Below are 24364 nucleotides of genomic sequence, written 5' to 3'. Positions count from 1 at the left end.
CGGGCCGCCGTGCCTCGCCTCGCCCGCGCCTGATCATGCCCCTCGTGATCAAGGCCTGGCGGTCATGTACTCGTGATCATGTACTGCCGACGCCTTGGGCGGCAGGCGCCAGGGGCAGAGGCACGGAACGAGGAGGACGAGGAGGAACGCAAGGGGGAAGGAGCGGAAGAACGTAGAGGGAGTCAACAGGAGGCGAGGGCCGTACCGAACGGAACCGGGACACCGGCAGACGACACACGCCGGCGGGGGCCGGTCGCCGGATGTGGATTGAGGGGGCACGTACGGGACTCCATATCCAGTCGTCTCCACTCCCCTACCGGCAAATCGGCCGTTGGCCTGGGCAGATGCGGGGCAGGGGGACCTCCCGTCTCAGCGGGAGCCCAGACGGGAGGGCTGACGGGAGTACCAACGGGAGGCCCAACCGGCAATCGCGGTGTCCCGCGACGTCGTCGACCGATTCACCCAGCGCTCGACACGCCAAGTGCAAGCCCTTCCTGTCAGTCAGGAGGGCGGCAGCGGGCTTCCATGTGCGGTTTGCCCGTCGGGCCGGGGTCAGGGCGCGGGCGGGTCGCCCAGCGGGAGGAGGGCGCGGGTGGCCGGGGCGGGCTCGGCGTCGAGTTCGGTCAGGCGGGCGACGAGGCGGTCGTAGGTGCGACGGGCGGCGTCGTCGCGGCCGGCGGCCAGTTGCAGGCGCAGGGTGCGCTGGTAGAGCGCCTCGTTGTACGGGTCGCGGTCGGCGGCCCAGTCGAGCAGGGCGAGCGCGCGGTCGGTGTGACTGTGCCCGGTGTGGTGGTCGGCGAGGCGGGCGGCGGTGTCGACGGCGCGGAGCTTGAGGTGTTCGCGCAGTTCGTCGGCCCAGGGGTAGTCGGCCCCGTCGAGCAGGTCGCCGGTGTAGAGGCCGAGTGCCTCCTCCCACGCATCGGCGCGCGCGTCCTCGTCGCCGGTGCGGGCCGCCCAGTCGAGGGCGTCGGCGAAGGCCGCCAGGTCCGTGGCGACCAGGTCGGGGTTGAGGAGGTAGCGGTCGCCGGCGGCGGTGACGAACGCGCCGCGGGGCAGGCCGGAGGCGTCGCGCAGCAGTCGGCGGACACCGCGCCGCAAGTTGTACAGCTGGTTGGCCATCTCGCGCGGATCAACGGCTGGGTTGGCCAGTTCGAGGAGGTCGGCGATCCGTTCGCCGCGGATCCCGTCGGGGTGCGCGGCGAGCAGGGCGAGGAACTCGCGGGTGTGCCCGTGCATCCGTGTGCCGACGGAGTTCGTTTCGGTGCGGCCCACGTCGATGCGCAACGGTCCCAGGACGTGCACGACCACCGCTGGGCCGGGCGAGGGGGCGGGCTGCGCCTTCGACCCGTCGTGGGCCGGGGCCGCCGGGGATGGGTCCGGGGTCGGCAGGGGACGTGGTGTCGGGGCCGGGGCGGCATCCGCGTCGATGAGCGGTGCGGGGACGGCGGGGACGGCGCCGGACGGTGCGTCCACGACGAGCGCGGCGAGCGGTGCACTGGCCTGGCCTGGCCTGACGGCGCTGCGTGGCACCGGACCGTGCGGGGTCGTGCCGGACGGGGTGTTCTCCGTCTCGGTCGTGCCGTGGTCGGCGGACTCTACGGGCGCGGTAAGGCCGCCGGGCGATGGTGGGATCGGGTCGACGCAGACGCGGCGCGAGGGCGCAAGGTGCGGACCCAGCGGGGGCGTTCGGGGCTCGGGTGCCGGGACGGGGCGGCGGCGCTGCGCGAGGACGGCGGCGTCGACGGTGTCCTCGTCCTCGTGCCCCTGGGGGTGGGTGTCGTACGGGATGCCCTGGCCGGCGGTGTCGCCGGGCGCCGAGGCGGGAGACGTCCACGCGGTCGCGCCGTCCGGATCGGCGCCCCAGGGGTCGTCTCCCCATACCGAGTCGTCGGCCCGTGGCGGCGGGAGGACGGGTGCGGGGTGCGGTGCCCGGCCGTGGGCGGCGGCGAGTTCGTCGGCCAGGTCGCCGAACGCCTCGGCGGACAGGTGCAGTACCCGGGCCCCGTCGAGGAGTCCGGAGCGTGGGTGCGCGGGGGCGGTGGCGGCGCCGTCGGCGTCGACATGGCAGGCCACCGGCCACGCGCCGAGCACCACGACCACCACCGCGGGTTGTTCGGGACTGTCAGCAGCACCCGCAGCGGCGATCCCGGCGAGGCGGGCCCGGTGCTGTGGCGCCGCGCGGGTGACCAGCACCAGCCGCTGGCGCGGCACTGGGATGGGCGTCGGCGCCGCGCCGACGTCCGGCCCCGTGCCCGCGTCGGTGTGGCGGGCCGCGGCCAGGAGGTGGTGTTCGGCGGCGGCCAAGCACGCTTCCGTATCGGGGAGTTGACGCACCTGCGGGAGGCTGGCCACAGTGCCCGGGTCGCGTTCGGAGCCGAGGAGCGTGGCGGCGTCCGCGTCGGCGATCAGCAGCGTCAGCGTGCCCGGGGCGGGGCGGGCGCGCTCGTGGTCGCTCAGCACTGCCGCCACGACCGCGCGGGCGGCACCGTCGGCTCCGGGTCCGGTCAGGCCGATGCCGTGCCCGGCCGCGACCGCGTCGAGCGGGATCTCCGTGTCGCCGCGTACCGCGAACGCCGCCGTCCCTACGGGCAGCGGCGCGCACAGCCGCGGACGCCGCCGCGCGAACGGCTCCGCTGCGAACACACTTGCCGCAGAGGCGCCTTCCGCGGTCTCGGCGGGCGGACCGGCGTCGGGTTCGGCGCGGTGGCGGGTCCGGTGCGCTAGGGACAGCACCGGCGGCAGTGCCGGGCGCACGGGGGTGACGTGGGGGTTCGCGCGGCGTCGGTGGCGGCGCGTCCACAGCATCGCCGCGCCGATCCCGGCGGCCAGCGTCGCCCCCAGCAGGCCGACGACGGGTGCGTCCAACGCGGGCCGCCCAGGGCCGCGGTCCTGGCCGGGTCCGGGTGCCGTCGGAGGTGTGGCGGCGTCGCGGGTCGGGGTGGGAGGCGGGGCGAACGGCGTTGGTGGAGCAGCCGGTTCTGGGAATTTCGGCGTGTCCTCGGGCGAGGGCGTGTCGGGCGCGCTGGGGGCCTGCGGTCCCGGGGACGCCGGGGCGGGCGGCGGGACCGACGGTGGTGACGCAGGCGGCGACACGGGCGGGTTCTCGGGGGCCTCCGCCGGGGGCGGACCCGGAGGCGGGGGCGGTTGCGGGGGCTGGGCCGCGGGCGGGATGTCGGCGGGTAGGCGTAGGACCCAGCCGGGGTGGATCTTGTCGGGATCGGTCAGCCGGGCGCCGTCGGGCTGGGCGAGGTTGCGGGACAGGGTGTAGATCTGCGGCCAGCGGATCGGGTCGCCGAGTTCGGCGGCGGCGATGTCCCACAGGGTGTCGCCGGGCTGGACGGTGTAGGAGGTGTACCCGCCCGGAGCAGGCTCCGCGGCGGCGTGCGTTGTTCCGCCCGCCCGGACGTCGGCCATGGGCGTTGGCCGGGGCGTCGGTGCGGGCGGGGGCTCGACTGGGGCGACCGCAGCGGCCACGGCAGCCGGACGTACCGGAACAGGCTGCCGGTCGGCGACGGCCACGGTGGTGTGCGCGGCGCGCGTCATCGCGACCAGCGCGATGATGAGCAGCCCGGCCAGCCACGCCGCCGGGGCCCGCAACACCCCCGCCTGGTGCTGGTGTGCCCGATGGGTGGAGGCGTCGCGCAGCAGCGCGCGGAAGTTCCGCAGGTACCAGCCGAGTTCGGCGAGGAGGCTCAGGACGAACCCGGCCCACGCGACCCAGCCGACGGCGGCGAGGACGTCGAGGATGACCTGGTCGGTAGTCGGGGCGAGCAGCGCGTCGCGGATCTCGTCCCAGGACCGGCGGTGCTCCGGCCACGGATCCGGCGAGAAGCGGTGCAACGTGTACGGCACCCCGGCAACCGCGCCGCCGAGCAGTCCCACTGCGAGCACGACGCGGACGAACGCGCCTGCCGCGCGGGCGAGTCGCACGAGGGCGCGGGTGCCTCGCCGCGTGCGGAGGCGTACCGCGGTACGGGCCGCCCCGGCGCTTGGAGTGGTACTTGGCGGGGTCATGGCCCGCTCCTCGCGTCGGGGCGGGTCACTCCGGGTTCGGCGCGGGCCGTTGCGGTCGCGGACACGGTGATCTCCCCGATTCCCGCCAGGTGCAGCAGGTGCGTGCGGGTGGTACCCGTCACCGTCACGGTCACCTCGTCCCCGGCGACGCCCACGGTGCCGGTGGCACTTGCGGCGGCCAACCACGCCTGCGCGGCGGATCGCGCACGGACCGGGTCCAGCAGCGGACCTGTCCCGCCGTGCACCCACACCGGGTTCAGCTGCTGTGCGCCGGCGCGGGCGGCCTCCTGCGCCTGGTCCAAGGCCCGCGTCTTGGCCGCGAGCGCTGTCCCGCCGTCGAACACCAGCCCCGCCACCAGCAGCAGCCCCGCCGTGAGCACGGCGACGAACGCGGTCACCTGGCCCCGCTCGTCCCGGCGCAGGCGCAGCACGCTCGTTGCCCAGCGGGTGCGTGGAGTCCGCGGCCGGGCCGGGTACTTCGGTCGGCGAGAGGCGCAATCCGCCTGCCGCTGGCGGGGGTTCACTGCGTTCCCCGGTGTGTGTCGACGACGCTGGTTGCACTTCCGTGGAGGGTGCGGTGGCCGGGCAGGCCCAGGGCGCTCATCTCTGCGAGCGAGACCGTGCACGACACCGCCACGCGCACCCGCCCGCCGGGTGTGAACTCCTGGGTGTTCACGGTGACCGCGAGGCTCGTGCAGGTCACCCCGGCACCCGAGAGTGCGGTGTGCGCCGCGTCGTAGGCGGCCTGTTCGGCGGCGGGCGCGTTGCGGGTGAGTGACGCGGCGCGGGCCGCCTGGTGGGCCGCGTCGTCGACGAGCCCGCGTGCGGACGCGAACCGGCCGACCGCGACCACGAACAGCAGGATGAGCACCAGCAGTGGGACCAGGAGCACGAGTTCGACCGTCGCCGAGCCGCGCTCATCACGCACCGCCCCGGCAAGCCGCGCCCGTGCAGCGCACGTCCGCCGACACGTGTGCGCAGTCCGGGAGAAGCGGCGACGGCCGCACCTGGGGCGGCGGCTCGGCACGCGCCGAGTCATGGGGTGGTCCAGGTGTCCACCGGGCCGGCGGCGACGGCTCGGACCCGCAGTGTCGTGCCCGGCACGACCGCGATCACGGTGCCGGTGATCACGACCCGTACCCGGTCGGTCGTCCAGGTCACGGTGACCTTCGGGTCGGTGAGCACACGCCCGCTGATCGCGGCGAGGACTTGCCGGGCGCGGGCGTCGCCGTCCGCGGCAGTGCCGGTTTGGACGCGGGCGGCGGCGAGCGCTCGGGAGGCGGCGGACTGCGCGATGTGGTGGGCGTGCTGCACCAGGGCGTACTGGACGATGGTCAGGATGATCAGCATCAGGGCGGGGACCAGCACGACCAACTGCACCGATACCGCCCCGCGTTCATCAGCCCTGACGGCCCGTAGGCGGCCGAGTACGCCTCGCCGTGTGCAGCGATCCTGTGTGGAGGCGGCCATGGCCGCTCACAGGCCGATGGAGTTGGCTTTGTTGGTGACCTTGAGCGCGATGATGCCGATGACCGCGATCGCGAGCGCCACCAGCAGCGCGGTCACCAGCACCGTCTCCGTGGAGTAGCCGCGCTCGTCGCGCACCAACTCCCTTATCCGGGCTCGTAGTTGGCGTATGCTTGCGGTCAGGGGCTGAATGTCGGGGAACATCCGAACCGCCTCCTTCCAAGGCAGAATCGAACGTGTGCGTGGACCTTTCACAGGGCGTCGAGGACGTGGGCGAGAGCGGGGTAGCCGAGGAAGACCAGGAACCCGGCGAACAGCACCACCAGCGGAAGGGACATCCGCTCGGTGGCCTGCCCTGCCGCCCCCTGGGCGTCGGCGAGCTGCCGGGTCCGCAGCGCGGACGCCTTCGCGGCCAGCGACGCGCGGACTCGCGCGCCCTCGTTCCCCGCGAGGGCGACCGTCGCCGCCAGCTCACGCAGCTCGGCGACGTCGCTCTCCTCGCCGAGCTGCCGAAGCGGTCCCCAGGGTGGGACGCGCGTGAGTTCCGCCGTCGCGAGCGCACGCCGCAGGTTGTGTGCGGCGTGGCTGTCCAGGGTGGCCGCGGCATCGCCGAGAGCCTGCTCGACACCGGCGCCACCGGACAACGCGACAACGGCGAGGTCGCAGAACGCCGCCAGAGTGTGCCGCATCTCCTCGCGGCGGGCTCGGGCTTCGGCGCGGACGTTCAGGTCGGGGACGAACGCGAATCCCGCCGCGCAGACCAGCCCCGCCCCCACCGGCCACACCACGCCCGGGCTGCCGCCCGCGAGCCACGCAAGCGCGACGAGGAGCAGCGGCGGCAGGAGCAGCCCGAACAGGGCGCTGGTCGCCTGTTCGGCGCGGTGGACGGCGACGCTGCGCCCCAGGACGCGCAGGTCGCGGCGCACGGCGGGCAGCGGCAGCCCGCACGCCGCGACCGCCGGGGACAGGCGGCGTCCGAACCGCGACGCCCACCCGCCCTCCTGGGCGGGAGTGAGCGGCACGGGTGGTTCCGGGGCGGGGTGCAGCGCGGCGAGCGCGACGACCAGCGGCACACGCGGCGGGAAGAACCCGAACGCGGCCAGGAGTAGCCCAAGTGCTGTGCCAATGCCGAGCAGTGCCGCGAGCAGGGGGTTCATCGGTCCCACCCTCCTGCGGTCGGCTGGAGTTCCGCGTCCGCGGTCGGGGGACGCAGGATCCGGACGGGCGGCTTGTCGTCGGCGAGTCTCGTCATCCACCAGAACGCCGCCGCGAACAGCGCCCCTACCACGGCGAGGACGAGCTGGCCTTCCGCGGTGCCGTAGGGGGCGAGGTAGTCGCGGTCGAACAGGAGCAGCCCGAACGCCATCGTGAGGGTCACCACGACCACCACACGGACCGAGGTGCGTACCCCCGCGCGGTCCGCGTCCGCCTTCAGCCGCACGGTGACCTGCTCACGGGTCGCGGTCGCCAACGAACCCAGCAGGTCGGCGAGTTGCCCGCCCTGGCGTTCCGCGGCCAGCAGCAGCGCGGCGACCACGAGGTCGGCGATCGGGTCGTCGACGTCGTCGGCGAACGCCCGCAGCGCGTCCGGCAGCCGGTCGCCGCGCGCCACCCGAACCGCGAGCGCGCGGATCTCCATCTCCAGAGCCGGCGGGGCGACGTCCGCGGTCGCGCGGATCGCCTGTTGCAAACCGGCCGCNCCCCCCCCGCCACCCGAACCGCGAGCGCGCGGATCTCCATCTCCAGAGCCGGCGGGGCGACGTCCGCGGTCGCGCGGATCGCCTGTTGCAAACCGGCCGCCGCCGCGAGGGTGTCACGGAGCATCTCCGCCCACACCGCCACCGCCTCGATCCGCTCCGTCCGCGCCCGCGCCGCTCGATCCGGCCGCACCAGCGCCGGCAGCGCCCACCCGGCAGCTACCGCCAGCACCGCGGCCACCGGCCACCCGGTCAACACCCCGACCCCCGCCGCACACACGACGACGCCCAGCAGGCGCCGCAGCGACAACCCACGCACCCGGGCACCGAGTCGGGAGATCGCTGCGGCAATCCGGTCATCGGCAACAGACGCTCCGGAACCCTTCGTTCGATGCGGCAGGAATCCCGAGACGGCGACGACGATGCCGCCGCCGCACCCCAGGCCCAGCAGGGCCGCGGTCGGGCCGTTCACGGGGCACCGCCCCAGCGGGCGCGGTGGAAGACGCCGGGGTCCAGGCCGGCGGCGACCAGGTCGTCCATGGTCTCCGCACGCGGCGCGGTCGCCGGTACCGCCCGACGGTCACCGCCGGGCCGGTACACCTCGTTGGAGACGACCTGCGGCCCGTCCGCGTCGACGACCTCACGCACCGAGGAGACGACCCGCCGCCCGTCGGACGCCCACGCGATGTGCACGACAAAGTGCACCGCCGACGCGACCAGGAGGCTGGTCGCCTCCAGCGACAGCCGCTCCGGCGACTGGGCCGCATAGGCGGCGAGTTTGGTGAACACGCCGCGCGACGTCGAGGAGTGCAGCGTCGACATGCTGCCGTCGTTGCCCTGGGACATCGCATTGCACATCGGCACGACCTCCGCGCCGCGGATCTCCCCGACGATCACCCGGTCCGGACCCATCCGCAGGCCCCACCGCACCAACTCGGCCTGATCGACCGCGCCGACGCCCTCCAGGTTCGCCTCGCGGGCCTGCATCGCCACGACGTTCGGATGCGCCACCGGGTCGCGGTCCAGGCCCAGTTCGAAGGTGTCCTCGATCGTCACCAGACGTTCACGCGGCGCAATAGCGGAGGCCAGCGCCCGCAACACGGTGGTCTTGCCGACGTTCGTACCTCCGGCGACGATGACGTTCCGCCGGGCCCGCACCAACGCCCCAAGGAACGCAGCCAACGGCTCGTCGCACACCCCCAGACGCACCAAGTCCTTGAGGGTGACGCTCAGGTAGCGGTGCCGCCGGACGGACACCGACACCCGGCCGGCGACCGCCATCACCGCGAAAAGCCGCGAACCGTCCGCGAGTTGCACGTTCAGCCGGGGCACAGCACGATCGAAACGGCGCTCCTCCTGCCCCGCCTTCGCCGCGACGGTCCGGACCAGCTCGACCAGTTCCGCGTCCGACCCCGCCACCGGCGGAACCTGCTCCTGGCGGCCGTCCGCGTACCGGACGAACACCCGGTCGCAGCCGTTGACATGGACGTTCTCCACGCTCGGGTCGTCCAGCAGCCCCTGGAGCCCGCCGAGACCGAACAAGCCGTCCAGCACCGTGCGCGAGACCAGCTCTTCCGTGGCCGCGTCCCACACCCCCGGCCCGGCCGACAGCCGCCGACCGGTCTCCGCCCGCCACGCCTCCGTCAACAGACGCTCGGCGACCTCACGCCGCTGCTGGCCGGACATCGGCGGCAGGCCCGCACCCTCCAACTGGGCCGCGTACGCCGACAACCGCCCGCCGACCTCGCCGCGCAGCCGGACCGCCAGCTCGTCCGCTGCCGCAGGTGAACCCGCGGAACCCACCGGCGCGGCGCCGAACGCGGACGGGTCCGGGGAAGCCCCGTTGAAACCGGGCGCCCGAGGCCTCACGGCGTACCTCCGGCATCGCGGAGCACCCCGCGAAACACCTCGGGAGGCGGGGGCGTCCCAGGCACGAGCGGCATCGCAGGCTCGGCCGGCCAGTAGGCCGGACTTTGTCGGCTGGCGTCTGCGCGCTGTCGCAGGTCCTCCGCGAGCGTCTGTGCTGCCCCCATCAAGGGACGGCGGCGCCACCCCCGCCCAGGTCCCTTCGACACCAGCTCACGTACCCCGGTCGGATCCCACGGCCACGCATGGACCCGCCCGACCCCGAAGGCATCCTCGACTTCCGCCGGGCGGTACGGCGACGGCCCGACCACCAGCAGATCCACCACCGGCACCCGCGCCCGCAACTCCTCGATCCGACCCGCCACATGCCCCATCGCATCCACCCCGCCCCGCGCCACCAGCACGAACACATCCGCCGCCGCCAGCAGCGCACCGATGTGCGGTCCTTCCAGACGACCGGCGTCAACGACGACGACGTCCGCTGCGCTCGCGTGCAGCACCGCGAACCGCGACGCCGCCAAGACCTCCAAAGCGGCCACCGCCTGCGGTCCGGCCGCCGGTGCGCGGACCACCCGTATCCCGCACCCCACCACCGACCCGTACGCAGCCGGTTCGACCGCCCCCGACCCCGCCGGTCCGCCGTGCCGGGACCCCGCAGCCAGCCCCACCAGGCCCGTCCCGGCGTCCCACGGCGACGCGTCGCACCACGCCGCCACCGACCCACCCGAGCCGTCCGCCTCCACCAACAGCGGCCCCACACCGCCCTCCCGGCCCGGCCACGCCGCCGTCAGCGCCAACGCCGACACCGTCACCCCCGGCGCCCCCTTCACCGACCCGACCACCACAACCGGCGGACTCACCCGGCACCAACCCCCACCGGACTGCGGACCACCAGCCGCGGATCCAACAGCACCGCCACCCTCGACCCCGAGTCCGCGTCCACCAGCAGCGTGACCACGGACCCCCCACCCGTGGCATCGGAAGCGGCCCGCACCGCAACCACGACACCCTCCGCCGACGTCGACGCCCCAACACTCTTCTGCATCGCCGCTCCCTGCCCCGGACCGGCCAGTACCGCGACGTGCTGCCCTGCGGCCAAGCCGGGCGGAGCACCGCCGTCCTTCACCGACACCGCCACCAACGCCTGGCCCGCCTGCGGGAACCCGGCAGCCTCGCCTACCTGGTCGCGCGACAGCAGCGACCCGGGCACCAGCGGCACCACCGCCACCCGCCCCACAACCTCGTCCACCGACGACACCGGCACCACACCCGACACAGGTCCGCCCCGAAGTTCGGTCTCGCGAAGATCCGCGCGCTGCACGACCTGCCCCGCCTCGACCCGCTGCGCGACCACCAGCACCGCACGCCGATCGTCCGTCCCCCGCGCGGCCACCACAAACAACCCGGCACACACCACCGCGACAAACAGCCCCGCCCACACTCGCACCGCACGAACACGCCGACGCTTCCCCGGCACCGCGCCCGGTGCCGGCGCACCCGACCACGCCCCGGCACCGTTCCGCACCGTCCGCGCATCCGACACAGCCACCGCCCGCTCCCTCGTCACTTGTCGAACCCACGGCACGCCGACAACGCTGCAACTCGGGGTCGTCAGCTCAGGACGCCACCACGACGGCCTGCACCTCGCGAACCCGCAAGCCCGCCATTGCCTGCGTCGACATCCCGTCCACCACCCCCGACTGGCCCCCGCCCGACCACGACACCCGCCAGGTCACCGTCACCGTGACCGCGAACCGTTCAGCAGGCTGGCCCGCGGACGAACGCGCATAGGTGTAACCGCAGTCCGGCGAACCCGACGCCGGATCAGACCCCGGCCCGTACGGCGTCCCGGGCCCCGCGCACGTCACTGCGTCGCCGTTCCCCATCGACCACACCGCGGATACGGGAACCGCCGTAGCCGTCACCGACACACCCGGCACGGCGGCCGTCGCCGACACGGACCCCCACGAAGACGCCTCCACCCACAACCACGTCGGCACCGAGACGACCTGATCCCCGGACGGCGACGTCCCCACCGACGGGGTCGGCAGCACCAGACGGGACACCGCAACCTGCGCCAACTGCGCGGGACTCGGCGGAGACGCAGGCGGAGCAGCGCCGCTGGCAGTGTCCGCTCCTTGGTCCTCGCGACTGCCCAACATCGCTATGGGCTCGCCTGTCTCCGGATCGACGTAGAGCGGTGCGCGGCCGTAGGTGTCAGCGATCTGCTGGGCGCTCATTCCCTGCTTGTAGAGTCCGGTGAGGAATTCCAGGTCCGACCACAAGCCCTGTTGTGCGGACTCACCCGGAGTGGGTCCCCGGCCGGTCACCGGCCGGTTCGACGGGGCGCCGCCGTTTCCGCCGTCCCCCTGGCCCACGGCTACGACCTCGCACTCCGCTGCTTGGCAGGTCACAGAACCCGACCCAGGGTCGGTGGGGCCCTCATCGGAGTAGGCGATGCCACCGGCCGCCATCCACATGACCAAGGCCATGCCGAGGCAGGTACCGAACTGGTGCATCCCGGCCTTTAGCATGTCCCGGTCGCCGATACGCGGAGTACGGAGACCTTCCAGGCACCATTCACGGGGATCACCTCGGCAGTCGTGCTGCGCCGTCCTCCGGGGGCGCCGCCAGCGGGGGATCCGTCCTGCCGGTATCGAAGCCACTCACTGTCATCCAGGCAATCCGAGATACGAACCAAGAGGCTGTCCGGGGACACCGATTCGACCCTTGGGGCCATCCGCATCGGACCCTTTCCCACGAACCCCTTTTGTTGATTGGCCTGGAGCGAATACCGCAAGCTCACCAGAGCTTCGCCCGTCGCGTACTTCGCGAGCAGCGGGAAGTCCGGGTCCGACGTCGACGACGCCTGCACCATCGCCGCCATCATCTGCTTGTACGCCTCCAAAGCGGCGTCCTGCGGCGCCGTCCCTACCGACGTCGACGGTGCGGCGGAGGACGGCGGTGTCAGCGGCGCAGAGGTCGGAGCAAGCGTTGGCGGAACAGGGAACGTAGCGGCACTCGGTGGGCTGCTTGGGGACATTGACGCCGCGTCCTCATCGGAGTCCGTGTCGGTGCAGCCGCCCATCAGCAACAAGGCAAGAGCCGCCCCACACACGGCACCGGGAACGCTCCGACGCATGCCGCCCATCCTTCCCCCGTTCCGCTCGCGTGCAGCTAAGTACCTTGGCATTGCCCGAGATTGCTGCCGCGCGAGACGTACTTGCCCATGGTGACCTGTTGTTGGCCTGTCCGGAAGTCACCGGTGTTGTGGGTATCTTGGCTACCTGCACCCGAACTGTTGGCTACGGATGTGCCTGTAGTGGCAGTATCGGTTGCGAACCGGCCAGGTGATCCGCCAGTACGCAGTCGTCCGACCGGCGTCGCTCGACGCGGGTACGCCGACAAGCGTCCGACCGCAGCCCGAAGCCTGGGCCGACGCGGCTAGGGCACGCCTTCGTGCCGTTCACGCGCACCGGCCCGCCTCTCTACCGGGGGTGGAGATGTCCAGTGAGGACCTTCGCAAGGCAAGCCTTCGTCAACTACTGAAGAGTCGCCGTCATGAGTTGAATGCCGCTTCTGTCGGACTGCCCCCGAGGCCTCACAGCCGATCCCACGGGCTGAGCATCGAGGAGACGGCCATGCTCGCGCGGCTGAGCGTCGGCGGCTATTCGCAGCTTGAAAGAGGCGGCTCCCACACCCCTCGCCCCGAAACCCTGGACGCAGTCGCCGACGCGCTGCTCATGGACGAAGCCATGCGCGCCGACCTGTACTTCCTCGCCACCGAAAACCGACCCGCCACACCCCGCCGACCGCCGACAGCCGCTGGGCAGGCCCACTGGGTGCTCGCGCGCGCCTCCGCACCCCACCCCGCCATGATCACCGACCACGTCGCCACAGTCCTCGCCTACAACAGCCAAGCAGAGGACCTCTTCGGTGACGCCGACTGCACCCCCCTCGACGGAACCAACCTCTTCCTGTGGGCCTTCACCGCAGAAGCAGCCCGCAGCGTCCACGGCATCGATGCGCTTCGCCGCGCCTCCGTCGCACGTTTGAAGGCAGCAGCCATCGCCTACCACGACGACAAGCCGCTCAACGACGTCGTCAACCGACTGCGCGAGATACCTGAGGCCGAACGCCTCTGGCGTCACGAGCGGGCCCGCGCCGACCGCAGCGTCACGCTCGTCTGTCATCTCAGGCGTGAACGCTCAGCCCAAGACCTGGCCTGGACCCGCACCGAATGGGACGACGGCACGTTCCTACACACCGGACTGCCCCACACAGGAACGTCGGACCTCCACCCTCGGGCGTAGGCCGTGTCCCGGGAGTTCGCAACGCACGCGAAGCAGCCGGCCCGACAAAGTCGACCCCGCGGAAATGCGGCGGCACTCGCCGCCGTATGCACCGCGACAGCCTGGGCGGCTATCGCGGTTCTCGTCGAACGGCGCGGCGCTGAAATCGATCACGCCGCCCCGCTCGTCCTTGCCGCCGCGTCCCCGCGGCTGATGCACAGCGACCTCACCGAACAACGGCTCCTCAACCGGGACTTGACCGTCACCTACGCGGGGGCGCTGTGCGTGATCGCCGCCGCCGCGGTGACGCACGCAACTCCTGCCGCGCTCGTCCGCGCGGTCGCCGCGTCGCTGGTGCTGCTCACCGCGGGTGCGGTACTCACCATCGCCACCGGGCAGTTCGGCGGCGGGGACACCAAACTCGTCGCGGTCATCGGCCTCGTCCTCGGGCCCGACAGCTGGACGACGCCAGGGATTGCGATCCTGTACGGCTTCATACTTGCGGCGTGTGTGGGTGCGGCACGGACCTGTGCCGCGAAGTTGTGCCGCACCCAGTCTCGGACGACGATCACGATGGGACCGTTCCTCCTGGCGGGCGCGCTCAGCGCCGCCCTGACAGCGCCGCCCACATGAGCGAACCGCACCTCGACGGTGTCACCTTGGCACCACCCACTCGTGGTTCCTGTCGGGCCCGATCGCCCCGTGCACCGCCGACCGTAGCTTCATTCGCTGCTGCACCCGACGCTCATTGACGCGCTGTTCATGTGCGTGGATATACGGCCGCACCAACGCGGGAGCCGGGTCTTGTGGCAGCGCCCGAAATTCAGCCGTGGGCGGATCACCGGGTGCGCCGAAAGTGTCCTTCACCGGATGTGGGTTCGGGCGTTGACCCGCCCGGTGTCGACCGCGCCGCCTCCGGCGGATGACCACGGCTGTCAGACGAGCTATCAAACATAGAAGGGAGTTGGCCACGGAGCCTCTCCCGGCTGCACGCGTCTTCGGAAGACGGTCGGCGTCCATATGTATGCGAGTCACGGCCATCCCCATCGATCGAGGAAGGCCTCAGCCTCTGGCCAGCACCGCACCGGTTTCACGATCGTGTGCACCTCCCCAACGTGGCCGGTCACGCGCGGCAGTACGTCGAGGTAGTGCGTCGGCATCAGGAGCAGCAACTCCTTGACCGGGCATGCCGCGAGATATGGGTACAGCGTGCGCCGTAGTCGCGCCTGGAGTCCGTCGTCCGGGACGCGCCGGAGGGGGTCGTAGGTCCGGAGTCGCTCGTTCGCTCCGATCAGGCCGTACCGCGTCGACAGCACGAAGACCCGTAATCGGTGCGGCAGGCTCGTCCCCACCCGTGCTCGCAACGCGGAGAAGCACGGTCCCCCGTACGCTTCCAGTGCCGGCACGGGGCGCACCAGCGGGCGGGACCTGCCCGTGTCGGCGACGATCACCATCTGCGGCACCGCTCGGGCGAATCGCGCCACGAGCCTCGCCCGAGCCGCTTCTGCCCGATGAGCCCCTGCCGGCAGCGAGTTCGCTGCCAGCCGCACCAGGTCGCCCTCCGCCAGGCGAACGCCGCTGGGTGTCTCGCGCCCTGTCTCAGACGCCGAGCGCCCGCTTGCCCGGGAAGCGCGGTACGGCGCGGAATCAGACAGTTCGACTGCACGCCCGTGGCAGTCAATCACCCTGCGGTTCATGGCACGCGTCCCTCCCGTGTGTGTCGTGGGTCGCCACGACAGGCAGCGCATCCCTGTGCCACTGCTGGGAGATCGACTCGACCAGGTGCTCCAGTTCGGCCTCGGGTACGCCCAGCGCGATCACGATGTCGGACAGGTCCGATGCGATTCGGCCGCGCACCGAGGCCATGTAGTCGTTCACCGCGATCGCGGTGACGACCGCACGCGCGTCACCGAACACCTGAACTTGTTCGCGGACTTCGCCTGATTCGTCCACGAACCTCTGCGTCAGAACGACCCTGACCGGGTCCGGGATGACCGCGACGTGGAACGGCTCGTTCACCACGAGCCGCCGCCATTCGACCTGCGGCGCATCCGCGGACGAGTGGCGGAGTGATCCGTCAGGGAGAAATAGCCCGGTCACGACGGCGCCGCCGTCCGTAAGACGGTGTCGAGCCGCGCAATGGTCACGCACCATTCCCTGCCGCCGTGCTCCGGTCGGAAGTACATGGTGGGCGCCTCGTGCGGGAAGCCGTCGAGGACATCCATGACCTGCTGCCTCCCGTGGATCGTGTCCACGACCTGGCCGATGACCGGGACTTGGTGGCGTGTCACCTGTGCATTGGGTTCGGCGTTCATCCGCTTGCACCCCCTTTGGTTGTGGCGCGGCACCGCATGGCGCGGTGGCCCCAAGGTTGTTGCCGTCGATCGCGGTACTGGTTTACCACGTGGTTTCATGAAACCTCCAGTGAATCCTTCGAGTTCATCATTGAAGGTTCGTCTGCTGAAACCTCGGCGTACGCTGGGGGCAGCGGGGGCACGCGCAGAGGGAAGAGGCGACTCGTGGACGACAGGCAGACCGACTCGGTGGTCCAACGACGCCACCTGGGCAAGGCGCTTCGCAAGATGCGTGAGACCTGTGGGCTCACGCTCAACGACGTGGATACGGCGGGCGTCAACAAGAGCCGCCTGAGCCGCATCGAGAACGGCAAACTCGCCGCCACCCAGAACGACCTTCAGCGTCTGATGGAGCTATACAGCGCAGCCCGTGACGAGGACGCCGATCCCACCGCCATAGGCCTGTCCGCCGAGACGCCGGAGTGGTGGCGTTCCTACCAACTCGACCGCGTGTACGCGGAGTTCATTGCCTTTGAGGATGAGGCGACGGAAGAGTTCACCTACCACCCGACGGTTGTTCCCGGCCTGCTCCAGACATTCGAGTACGCGCGGGCCGTAGGCCTCGGCAACAGCTCCGCATCAGCCGTACAGAAGGCGGAGGCTGCCGCCGAAGTCCGGGTCAAGCGCCAGCGCGTGCTCACCCGCGACAAGCCCGTCCGCTCCATCAACTACATCACGGAGACGACCCTGCGCCTCAACGTCGGAGGCGACGACGTGATGCGCAACCAACTCGCCCATCTGTTGGAGGCCGCGGAACTCCCGGCAGTCGAACTGCGGGTACTGCCGTTCTCCGCTGGAGAGGTCGCTGCGCACGGCAGCGGGGCCACTCTCTTGACCTTCGACGACGAGGACTCCAGCAGCGTCGTCTTCCTCTCGACCATGCTCGGTGAGATCATGCGAGACACAGCCAGAGACGTCACCGAAGTCGAACGCCAGCTCCGGAAGCTCCGGGGCGTCGCTCTGTCCGCGTCGCAGTCTCTTGCGCTGATCAGCAGCATCCTCAAGGAACGGGCATAGCAGTGGACCGCAAGGAAGACCTCTACGCGATCGATCTCAGTGCCGCGGCATGGACTGTGTCCAGCGCGTCCAACAACGGCAGCAGCTGCGTTGAGTGGACGAGCCTCCCAGACGGAGGAATCGCCGTCCGCGACAGCCGCAACCCCGAGCGCGGCCACCTGTGCTTCGACGCCGACGAGGTCGCCGCCTTCCGCAACGCGGTTGATCGAGGCGAGTTCGCATAGTCAGCCTGGCTACCAGCCTCGATCGCTGGATTTGTTCGCGGTTCCGACAGTAGCTCCAGCCGGTGTTCCTGGTCCGTGGCGATGCTGACATCTCAGCAACCCAGCCCCCTGGCCCAGGACACAGAAACAACGGTGCGTTCCAGGCATGACCGTCGTGCACGATGGCGCGCCACGGTCGCCGGGCGATACCTAAGACCTGCCCGACCTCGCCGACCCGATCGTCGCTGCGGGCGTGCACGGTCGGGCACGCCAGTCAGCCGCCTCCGGGACAGAGTGATCGATGCACCGACGCCGTACGTGAGATCACGGCTTCGGCCTGCGAGACAGCCTCGTGGGCCGCTGGATCGATGCTGCCGTTGCCGATTCCACCGGCCTCGACGACGCCCAGGAGTCGGTCGAACCGAAATCCTGCGGCCAATACCTCCTCGGCGGCGCGAGCGTCGGTTATGGACTGGAACTGGGCTGTGATGTCGTACGCGGCGGGATGGTCACCGAGAACGTCAAGCGCGGCCAAGCCCAGCTTGGTATGGAAGACGGCGAGGCCGGGCATCGGGGCAAGTCTGCTGTAGATGTTGCCGAGTTGGTCGAGATCGTGCTCGCTGCCTCGGCACAATGCCGTCAGGCACGCGGCCACGGCAGCTTCGGTGTCGTCCCCAGGAACGGTGGCGTCAAGGAGTTCGAGGGCGCCTTCGATGTCGCCGCCAAGGGCGAGGGCGATGATGGCGACCTGACGGCCATCCAGCATTCGCGCGCCGATTCCGCGGTGGCGGACCAGGTGGCGGTAGGCGTCGTCCCACCGGCCGGCGGCGGTGTATGCGCGCGTGCCGTCAGTTAGCAGGACTGTCCACAGCCACGTGCGTGCGTCGGCATGGTCGAGGGTGAGGTCGGCTGGGATGACGACGCCCTCGACTCGCGTGGCCCGCCCGCGACTGACGGCGTCGTACAGGGGGTCAAGCAGGCCGATGCCCTCGCCTTTGCGGATGCGCAGCCGTACCAGGTTGACGACCGGCTCCAGCGGTAGTCGGGCATTGGGCACAGGGCAGTGCCGCAGGTGCGCCTGGGCATGCCGCACCGACCAGTCGCGAGCCAGGTCCGGGCGGCCCATGTCGGAGGCGTACAAGGCGGCTTGGTTGAGGACGGCGGAGGCCAGGGTGGTATCGCCGGTGCGGTGGGCCTGGGCGGCGAGCCGAGACAGCCCGGCGGCGCGCTCGCGTACGGGGCCGCAGACCGGGCGTTGCCGGGCGACGAGCGGGAACCGGCGGGCTGTCTCGGGGGTCATCGTCGGGTCAGCGCTCCCATACGACGGTCATCGGGTGGTGCTTGCGGGGCAGGACGAACCGGTCGGCCGTCGGTGTCTCGGGGTGGTCGGGGATCTCGATACGGACGGTGCGGTCCCGGTAGTCCTTGTTCCACAGGCGGATTTCGTCGGCGACCTGGTGGGTGAGTGTGGCGGATCCGTGGCCGATGACACCGACCTCGTACCGCCGTCCTTCCGGGGTCTCGACGGGCCGCAGGGTGAGGTAGGCGAGGTCGTCGCCGTCGGTGGTGGCCATCGCGCCCCAGCCGAACATTGGGGCGAGGACGCCGGATTCGACGAGTGCGCGGCCGTCGTCCTCAACGTTCATGCGCATGAGGGAGTTCGGGACGCGCAAGGACAGCCACAGGTCCAGCCATTCGAAGGACTCGTTGCCGGCGTACCGCACTTCGGTCCATACCTGGTGGCGTTCCTTGTCGAGGACTCCCTCGGTGACCTGGACGTCCTGGTCGCCGTGGACCTGGAGGACGATGCCGGGGGCGATGGGGACGTAGGTGCGAGCGTCGTCCCCGACCCCGCGCAGGGGCATGAACACCGCGAGTTGACTGTCGACGGACACCCATCGGTCACCGCGGTCCGTGTCGCGTTCGAAGGCGATCGACCGGGATGCGGTGCCGCGCAGGCGGATCGGAGCGACGAATCGCCCGCCGGGTTTGAGGCCGGACAACCAGGCGTCCTGCATTTCGAAGGCCCCGACCGTGGCGATGCCCCGGTGATAGAGGGCGCGTTCGGGATGGCCGAGGGCACCGTCCGCGCAGACGGCGACGACGTTCTTGGCGCCGGACGCGGCGAGGTGTTCGCGGGTGCCTGCCACCAGGTCGTCGTCGATGTCGACGGTCACGACGCGGCCGTCCGCGCCGACGATGGCGCCGAGCAGGGCTGCGTTGTAGCCGGTGCCGGCACCGGCTTCGAACACCGTGTCGCCGGGCTGGGGGGCGAGTTGTTCGAGCATCAGCGCCACGATCCCGGGTTGGGACGCTGCGGAGATCCGCACCCCGGATGCGTCGTGCTTGACGTAGACGGCTTCGTCGGCGTACGCGTCGTCGAGCGGTACACCGGGGAGGAATTCGTGGCGCGGCACGGTGCGGAAGGCCGCCTCGATCCGCGGCGTGCGCAGGGTGCCGTCGGCGATGAGATGGTCCACCAGGGCATTGCGCAGCGTGTTGGGTGATTCATGGAGAGTAGTCACAGCGGTTGACCTTAAGGGTGTCGGAGCGGCGGTCGTCGGTGGCCGCGGGGCCTCGTCGGAGTGGAAGACGGATGTGGCGGCGAGGTGCGCGAGGGTGGCTTGGTCGCGCGCGGTCAGGCGGGCGCGGTTGGCGTGGAAGATGACGTGGTGGGCCAGGACCGCCCGGAGCCCGCGCGTGAGTCGGCCGGTGTGCGCGAGCTGGGCGAGGGTTTCGCCGAGCGTCGTGAACCCGGCCGCCCAATCGGCTGAAACGACCGCATCGGGCCGGGCGTTCATGAGCACGCGTATCGCCTTGGTGTGCCGGGCAGTGGTCGGTGCGGGGCCGGGACGCAGGTAGCCGACTCGTTCCCACACGTCGGCCTGCTCGAACAGGTCCAGGCCGGCGCCGCGCATCATCGCCGAACACAGCAGCACGGCCGTTTCCCGTGCCCCGACCGCGGCAGGCTTCGAGGCAAGCAGGTGCAGGCTGTCGGCGTGGAACAGCTCATGCGCGGCCTGCATGGCCTCCGCGCCGCCAAATGCAGTCGGCTCGGGTTCGTACACCCCGTGGCACCAGCCGGTGATGAGGCCGTCGACTGCAAGCGTGTCGAGCAGGTCGGGAATGCCGCACGCCGTCTGGGAGCGATAGCGCAGCCGCCAGGGGGATTTGTTCATGAACCACCAGGCGGACAGCAGGCCGCCGGCCGTGGCGCTGCGCAGTGCGGGAGCGAGGACGTGCACGGTTAGGTGCCGCGCGCTGTCTGCGTTGTGGAAGTCGATGTTGTGCTGATGCCACACGGGGTTCCTCCCAGGGTCAAACGAGTAAACAGGTGCTCCACGGTGTGGCGGCGGGTTCACGGGCGAGATGCACTCCTACGTCGCCTTCCAGGAACGCGTAGGGCTGACCGGTCGGTTCGGCCTGAGACAGCAGCGTGGGGACCAGGGCGAGGAACGCCGTGGGATCGGGGGCGTCCTCGGCGGCGCACCGCGCGATGTGGGCCAGACCGGCGTAGCCGTGGCACAGCGACGCGTCGGTGATCCCGGTCGGGGTGGCGAGAGTGCGGAGCAGGATGGCCTCGGCGTCGTGCTGCCGTTCGATGTCTCCGAGGGCGAGCGCGGCCAGTTGCTGTGCGCGGGCCAGGCCGGCGCTCCCGTAGCACCACGAGGTGCGTTGGCGCGGCCGCGGCGTTGGTCGGTTGTTCAGATCGACGATGTAGGGCCAGACATCGTCGGCCCGCCAGCGGTCGAGCCAGACCAGGACACGGCGGATGGCGTCCCGTTGCCCGTCGACGGCCAGGCCGCGTCGGGTGGCGTGGGCCAGCAGCGCCAGGGGCCCGCCGATGCCGTGGGCAACACCGTTGTTGGCATGCCCGTGCGGATATCTGGTATCGGGCTGACCGTTCAGGCCTGAGGCGGTCCACCAGCCGGGCAGTTCCCACCCGTGGCAGTCGACCGGTTCGGTGAGCCGCACCAGGTACGTGAGGATCTCAAGGGCCGCGCCGGGGTCACGGTCCAACAGGTACGCGCCCAGGCCGGTGAGTCCGCGGATGACGTCGAACTCGGACAGCGTGGGCAGCGCGCCCCTGCCGATGCGGGCATGCGCGGCGACGAGTCGGCGCTTCACGTCGGTGCGGATCGCATCGTCGAGTACCCCGAGCGGCCCGGCGTACCGGCCCGAGCACGCCAGGACGTGAGCGAGGGCAGGTGCGCCATAGTAGAGGTGGCTGTCCGGACCGCGGGTGAGTTCGTGCTGGGTGATGTGGCTGATCCACGCGTGGGCCACACAGTGGGGTGCTTCGTCGCGGGCGGCCAGTTCCACGTACAGCAGGGCGACACCAGGGGCGCCGTGGGCGAGGGACTGCCGCCACCACGGACGGCCGGCCACGTCCGGGGGAACGTTCTCGGGCATGAGCAGGGGGATGGTCGTCGCCATCACCGTGCAGCCCACCGCAGGGCGGCAGCGCGGGCCAAGCGCCGCACCACGGCTTCGGCGTCCGGATCGATGCCGCAAGCACGCAGGAAGTGGGCATGCAGGAGCGACGCGAGCGCGCTTTTCGTGTCGCCGCCGCCAGCTTCTGCCCGTTCCCGGTAGGCGACCAGGGCGTTGTCGCGCTCACGCCAGGCAGTGACGAGACGCGTCCCGCCGGGTCTGGCGCGGAGCGCAGCCCAGTCGTCGGCCGGGTCGCACAGCCCCATGGCTTCCTGGTGAAGCAAGCGGGCAATTCTTCGCTCGGCCGTGCCGGGGGTGTGGCTTGCGAGTTGGCTCATGCCGTCGTCGATGCTGCCGGTGAACGCGGCGGCGATCGCCACCGAGTGAGCGGCGGCCAGCATGAGAGGGTCGGCGCAGGAGGTGTTGCCGAGTTGGGTGAGTACGGCCTGGGAGTCGGCGCGGAACACCTCCTCGGCCGCCACATAAGTGGCGCCGATGCCCCATCGCCCAGTCTCCGGATGGGAGGTGGCGTAGGTGATCTCGTGGAGCAGACCCGCCGTGTGCAGCTCGCGGAACCACCCGGACACGACACCGGCCGTCTCGCCGAACGCGAGCGGATTGGCGAGCGCGACGCGCAGCCGCAGATGGTGGCCGATCTGATCGCGGTGGCGGGTGAACCACCACGGTGCCGTGCCCTGCTGCTCGACAAGCCGGTCCAGCAGCGCTGGCACATGATCGACCAACACGCTGTCCTGCCGTTCGCGGTGCCCGTACAGGCAGGCGAGCAGGACGCGGCTGTCACCGGGGAGTTCGTCCACCGGGTGTGCGACGTAGGCGAGGGTCGACGTGGGTGCGGTCGGCCACGCGGGGGGCACCGCGGCTGTGAGGGGGACGACGATCTCATGGGCGCCGAACCAGCCTTCGTCGCCCGCCTCGGTGACGACGGCGTCCGCGGAGGCGGTGAGGTGGGTGCGGAGCAGGACTCGGTGGTTCGGGTCATCGAGATCGAGGGGCAGCTCGGTGTCCGACAGGCGCACCCGCGCCGGCACCCGATAGCGCGTCCGCCAAGCGCCAAGTGCCTCGTTCCAGGCATCCAAGGGCTCGTTCGATCCGGGGAGTTCTTCGGCGGTGATCCGCCACCGCGCGGGGCTGAGGACTACACGTCCCCGGCGCAACCGTGGCAGGAATGGCAGGTGGGCCGCCGCACCCCAGTCGAACGTCGTGACCTGGGCACAGTGGGCTCTACCGATCTCGGCGATGAAGCGCGCCAGCGGAGGTGTGTGCCGGGCCAGGCTGAGGGCGTGCGTGGCGGCGGCCTCGACGCGGACGCCCAATGCCGGGGCCGCGAGCAGCATGCGCTTGGCGTCGCAGCCCACCGCGAGGTCGGCGGCCGTGAGGACTGCCCGGTCGACCGGGTGCTCGCCGAGGGAGACCACGCGCGGCAACACCTGGAGAGCGCGGGCCACATGCGCCGTTGCGGAGTCGAGCGGCGGAAAGGAGAGCTGGACGGCCACTGTGTCCGGGTCGTTGCCTGGTACCTCGACGCGGTCCACGCCAAGAAGGTCGTGGAAGCGTCCCGAGAGCACCCCGACGCCGCGACTGACGGCAACCACCTCGACGCGGAACCGGCTGCGCGCAACAGCGTCTTCATCGGCGGCCAGCACCCGCACCGCCACCTCCAGATGCGGCGGCGGTCGAACTTCGTCCGAGGCGAGGGCATCGAGCAGTGCGGTGGTCACCACGACTTCGGCGTCACCGCGGGCCGTGGCGTGCTGGACCAGGGCGAGCAGGATGCGGTCGCGGTCCGACACCGGCGGCTGGGGGGCTGCGTCGGTTCCCGGGTACCCGTCCGGCCACCCGATTCCGCTGTCGGAGACGACGTCCAGGAGCGGCACCAGCGTGCCTTGCCCGTACCGTTCGAAGAACCGCCGGTGATAGTCCCGCCAGGCAGCGGTCCCGAATGGGAACCGGGACAGCCGCGTCAACCAGCCGGCGGCGTGCTCGACCTCGCGCCGCACTTCCGTCGGCAGCGTCAGACGGGCGTCATGACGAAGGTCAAGGGCCAGCGGATGTCCGCCCCCGTGGGAGACCGCACGCATCCGAGCGGCCAAGTCGCCCCGCTGCCGCCGGCCCGGGAGCCGGTTGTGCGCGGTCATCCGGTCGTGGATGTCCTGCAACGCTCCAGCCAAAACTGCGACTTCGTCATTGAGGCCCACATGGTGCAGCTCGGCGACGACGTGACCGAGAGCGTCGGCCACGATGGACGGCGCGTGCAATGAGGTGACCAGGACACGCAGAGACACCAGTTCCATCAGCAACGACGTCACCCGGTCGACGGGCACCGGGAAGTCCGCGGCGAGCTTGTCGCGCAAGTCCGCGAAACGAATAGGCGCCGACGCCGTCTCCACCGCGACCCGCACCGACCTCCGGTGTCTGAGGACCACATCCGCCACGCGGGCCGCGCCGGGGTCGCGCTGCGCCTGGTAGGGCAGCACCAGGTCGTTGCCGCGCACCACCAGCACCGAGTTCGCCACCACGGGCAGCCGTTCCAGTAGTTCGGGATATCCCTCCAGCCGTTCCACCACCGCGGCCAGCCACGGCGCGGACGCCCGCGCCCGTACCCGATGTCCGGCGCCGCGCGCCTGCTTCATGTCACCGAACCCGACCGGGGCGACACCGGCCAGCATGCCGAACGGAGCACAGCGGCCACCCATACGCAGCAGGTAGCGGCTGGTGGCGAGCGTGGCACGCCGTACGGACTCGGCAGAGCTTCGGTCGTGCAGTTCCCCGACGCGCTCCGCCAACGCCGCACTGGCATGCGCCAGCGGTTCGGCTACGTCGGCACGGCCCCAAACCGCGCGGAGCCAGGCAAGGACGGAGGCGCGGTCACCGGCGACCAGGTCCACAGGCGGCAGCTCGGGAACGCCCGCGGGCGCGCGCAGCATCGCGGCAGCACTGGAGTGGTACATGTTGATTCCCCCTGATCCGGGGTTGGCGTGGCCTTCGACGCTTCGACGAAG

At 71.3% G+C, this 24364-nt stretch carries 23 protein-coding genes; 4 read left to right on the top strand and 19 right to left on the bottom strand.

All coding sequences use genetic code 11. The features are described 5' to 3' along the window. Nucleotides 1-552: 552 nt before the first annotated feature. From ACRX5S_RS32585 to ACRX5S_RS32530, 12 genes are all read right to left on the bottom strand, one after another. Nucleotides 553-4014: a BTAD domain-containing putative transcriptional regulator gene (locus tag ACRX5S_RS32585; protein WP_436776784.1), complete on the bottom strand. Its 3462-nt coding sequence runs from the start codon at nt 4012-4014 to the stop codon at nt 553-555. Further along, nucleotides 4011-4445, bottom strand: a complete 435-nt coding sequence (locus ACRX5S_RS32580) for a TadE/TadG family type IV pilus assembly protein (protein WP_436776783.1) — start codon at nt 4443-4445, stop codon at nt 4011-4013. The genes ACRX5S_RS32585 and ACRX5S_RS32580 overlap by 4 nt, the downstream gene beginning before the upstream one ends. 89 nt (nt 4446-4534) lie before the next feature. Then, nucleotides 4535-4942: a TadE/TadG family type IV pilus assembly protein gene (locus ACRX5S_RS32575; protein WP_436776782.1), complete on the bottom strand. Its 408-nt coding sequence runs from the start codon at nt 4940-4942 to the stop codon at nt 4535-4537. Nucleotides 4943-5049: 107 nt separating this feature from the next. Beyond that, the gene (locus ACRX5S_RS32570; RefSeq protein WP_436776781.1) at nt 5050-5394 is read right to left on the bottom strand and encodes a TadE/TadG family type IV pilus assembly protein; all 345 of its coding nucleotides are present in this window, start codon (nt 5392-5394) and stop codon (nt 5050-5052) included. Nucleotides 5395-5490: 96 nt separating this feature from the next. Next, the gene (locus ACRX5S_RS32565; RefSeq protein ID WP_436776780.1) at nt 5491-5685 is read right to left on the bottom strand and encodes a hypothetical protein; all 195 of its coding nucleotides are present in this window, start codon (nt 5683-5685) and stop codon (nt 5491-5493) included. A 47-nt stretch (nt 5686-5732) separates the two neighbouring features. Beyond that, on the bottom strand, nt 5733-6638 hold the full coding sequence (locus ACRX5S_RS32560; protein WP_436776779.1) for a type II secretion system F family protein: 906 nt from the start codon (nt 6636-6638) through the stop codon (nt 5733-5735). Continuing rightward, nucleotides 6635-7171: a type II secretion system F family protein gene (locus tag ACRX5S_RS32555; protein ID WP_436776778.1), complete on the bottom strand. Its 537-nt coding sequence runs from the start codon at nt 7169-7171 to the stop codon at nt 6635-6637. Before ACRX5S_RS32555 ends, ACRX5S_RS32560 begins: the two co-directional genes overlap by 4 nt. 475 nt (nt 7172-7646) lie before the next feature. Next, nucleotides 7647-9047 carry a CpaF family protein gene (locus ACRX5S_RS32550; protein WP_436776777.1) on the bottom strand — a complete coding sequence of 467 codons (1401 nt, stop codon included), beginning with the start codon at nt 9045-9047 and terminating at the stop codon, nt 7647-7649. Then, a complete protein-coding gene (locus tag ACRX5S_RS32545) occupies nt 9044-9583 on the bottom strand; it encodes a hypothetical protein (RefSeq protein ID WP_436776776.1) in 540 nt (179 codons plus the stop codon). The genes ACRX5S_RS32550 and ACRX5S_RS32545 overlap by 4 nt, the downstream gene beginning before the upstream one ends. A 317-nt stretch (nt 9584-9900) precedes the next feature. Beyond that, nucleotides 9901-10593, bottom strand: coding sequence for an SAF domain-containing protein (locus tag ACRX5S_RS32540; RefSeq protein WP_436776775.1), 693 nt, complete (start codon nt 10591-10593; stop codon nt 9901-9903). A gap of 67 nt (nt 10594-10660) precedes the next feature. After that, nucleotides 10661-11284 (bottom strand): hypothetical protein, encoded by a 624-nt coding sequence (locus ACRX5S_RS32535; protein WP_436776774.1) that lies wholly within the window; start codon nt 11282-11284, stop codon nt 10661-10663. A gap of 287 nt (nt 11285-11571) precedes the next feature. Beyond that, nucleotides 11572-11952, bottom strand: coding sequence for a hypothetical protein (locus ACRX5S_RS32530; RefSeq protein WP_436776773.1), 381 nt, complete (start codon nt 11950-11952; stop codon nt 11572-11574). A 595-nt stretch (nt 11953-12547) separates the two neighbouring features. Between ACRX5S_RS32530 and ACRX5S_RS32525 the strand changes: the two genes are divergently transcribed. Beyond that, nucleotides 12548-13357 (top strand): MmyB family transcriptional regulator, encoded by an 810-nt coding sequence (locus ACRX5S_RS32525; RefSeq protein WP_436776772.1) that lies wholly within the window; start codon nt 12548-12550, stop codon nt 13355-13357. Between the two features lie 192 nt (nt 13358-13549). After that, nucleotides 13550-13969 (top strand): prepilin peptidase, encoded by a 420-nt coding sequence (locus tag ACRX5S_RS32520; protein ID WP_436776771.1) that lies wholly within the window; start codon nt 13550-13552, stop codon nt 13967-13969. Nucleotides 13970-14367: 398 nt separating this feature from the next. Here the strand turns inward: ACRX5S_RS32520 and ACRX5S_RS32515 are convergent, their stop codons facing one another. The 3 genes from ACRX5S_RS32515 to ACRX5S_RS32505 form a co-directional block, all read right to left on the bottom strand. Beyond that, entirely contained in the window at nt 14368-14820 is a 453-nt protein-coding gene (locus tag ACRX5S_RS32515) for a hypothetical protein (RefSeq protein ID WP_436776770.1), read from the bottom strand. A gap of 193 nt (nt 14821-15013) precedes the next feature. Next, the gene (locus ACRX5S_RS32510) at nt 15014-15436 is read right to left on the bottom strand and encodes a hypothetical protein (protein ID WP_436776769.1); all 423 of its coding nucleotides are present in this window, start codon (nt 15434-15436) and stop codon (nt 15014-15016) included. Beyond that, nucleotides 15433-15627 carry a hypothetical protein gene (locus ACRX5S_RS32505; protein WP_436776768.1) on the bottom strand — a complete coding sequence of 65 codons (195 nt, stop codon included), beginning with the start codon at nt 15625-15627 and terminating at the stop codon, nt 15433-15435. Before ACRX5S_RS32505 ends, ACRX5S_RS32510 begins: the two co-directional genes overlap by 4 nt. Nucleotides 15628-15855: 228 nt before the next feature. On the opposite strand from ACRX5S_RS32505, the gene ACRX5S_RS32500 reads away from it, so the two are divergent. Together ACRX5S_RS32500 and ACRX5S_RS32495 are read left to right on the top strand one after the other, a co-directional pair. Continuing rightward, complete coding sequence (locus ACRX5S_RS32500) at nt 15856-16707, top strand: helix-turn-helix domain-containing protein (protein WP_436776767.1); 852 nt, start codon at nt 15856-15858, stop codon at nt 16705-16707. A 2-nt stretch (nt 16708-16709) separates the two neighbouring features. Beyond that, nucleotides 16710-16931: a DUF397 domain-containing protein gene (locus ACRX5S_RS32495; RefSeq protein WP_436776766.1), complete on the top strand. Its 222-nt coding sequence runs from the start codon at nt 16710-16712 to the stop codon at nt 16929-16931. Between the two features lie 253 nt (nt 16932-17184). Here the strand turns inward: ACRX5S_RS32495 and ACRX5S_RS32490 are convergent, their stop codons facing one another. The 4 genes from ACRX5S_RS32490 to ACRX5S_RS32475 are packed head-to-tail and all read right to left on the bottom strand — an operon-like array spanning nt 17185 to nt 24313. Next, complete coding sequence (locus tag ACRX5S_RS32490) at nt 17185-18210, bottom strand: hypothetical protein (protein ID WP_436776765.1); 1026 nt, start codon at nt 18208-18210, stop codon at nt 17185-17187. A gap of 7 nt (nt 18211-18217) precedes the next feature. Then, the gene (gene fxlM, locus ACRX5S_RS32485; RefSeq protein ID WP_436776764.1) at nt 18218-20212 is read right to left on the bottom strand and encodes a methyltransferase, FxLD system; all 1995 of its coding nucleotides are present in this window, start codon (nt 20210-20212) and stop codon (nt 18218-18220) included. Nucleotides 20213-20228: 16 nt separating this feature from the next. Continuing rightward, on the bottom strand, nt 20229-21347 hold the full coding sequence (locus ACRX5S_RS32480) for a lanthionine synthetase C family protein (protein ID WP_436776763.1): 1119 nt from the start codon (nt 21345-21347) through the stop codon (nt 20229-20231). Then, nucleotides 21347-24313: a lantibiotic dehydratase gene (locus tag ACRX5S_RS32475; protein WP_436776762.1), complete on the bottom strand. Its 2967-nt coding sequence runs from the start codon at nt 24311-24313 to the stop codon at nt 21347-21349. The genes ACRX5S_RS32480 and ACRX5S_RS32475 overlap by 1 nt, the downstream gene beginning before the upstream one ends. Between the last annotated feature and the right edge of the window lie 51 nt (nt 24314-24364).

The sequence above is a fragment of the Yinghuangia sp. YIM S09857 genome (assembly GCF_051388915.1).
Lineage (GTDB): Bacteria > Actinomycetota > Actinomycetes > Streptomycetales > Streptomycetaceae > Yinghuangia.
The sequence above is the reverse complement of the archived record's forward strand: the minus strand, read 5'-3'. Positions and strand labels throughout refer to the sequence as shown.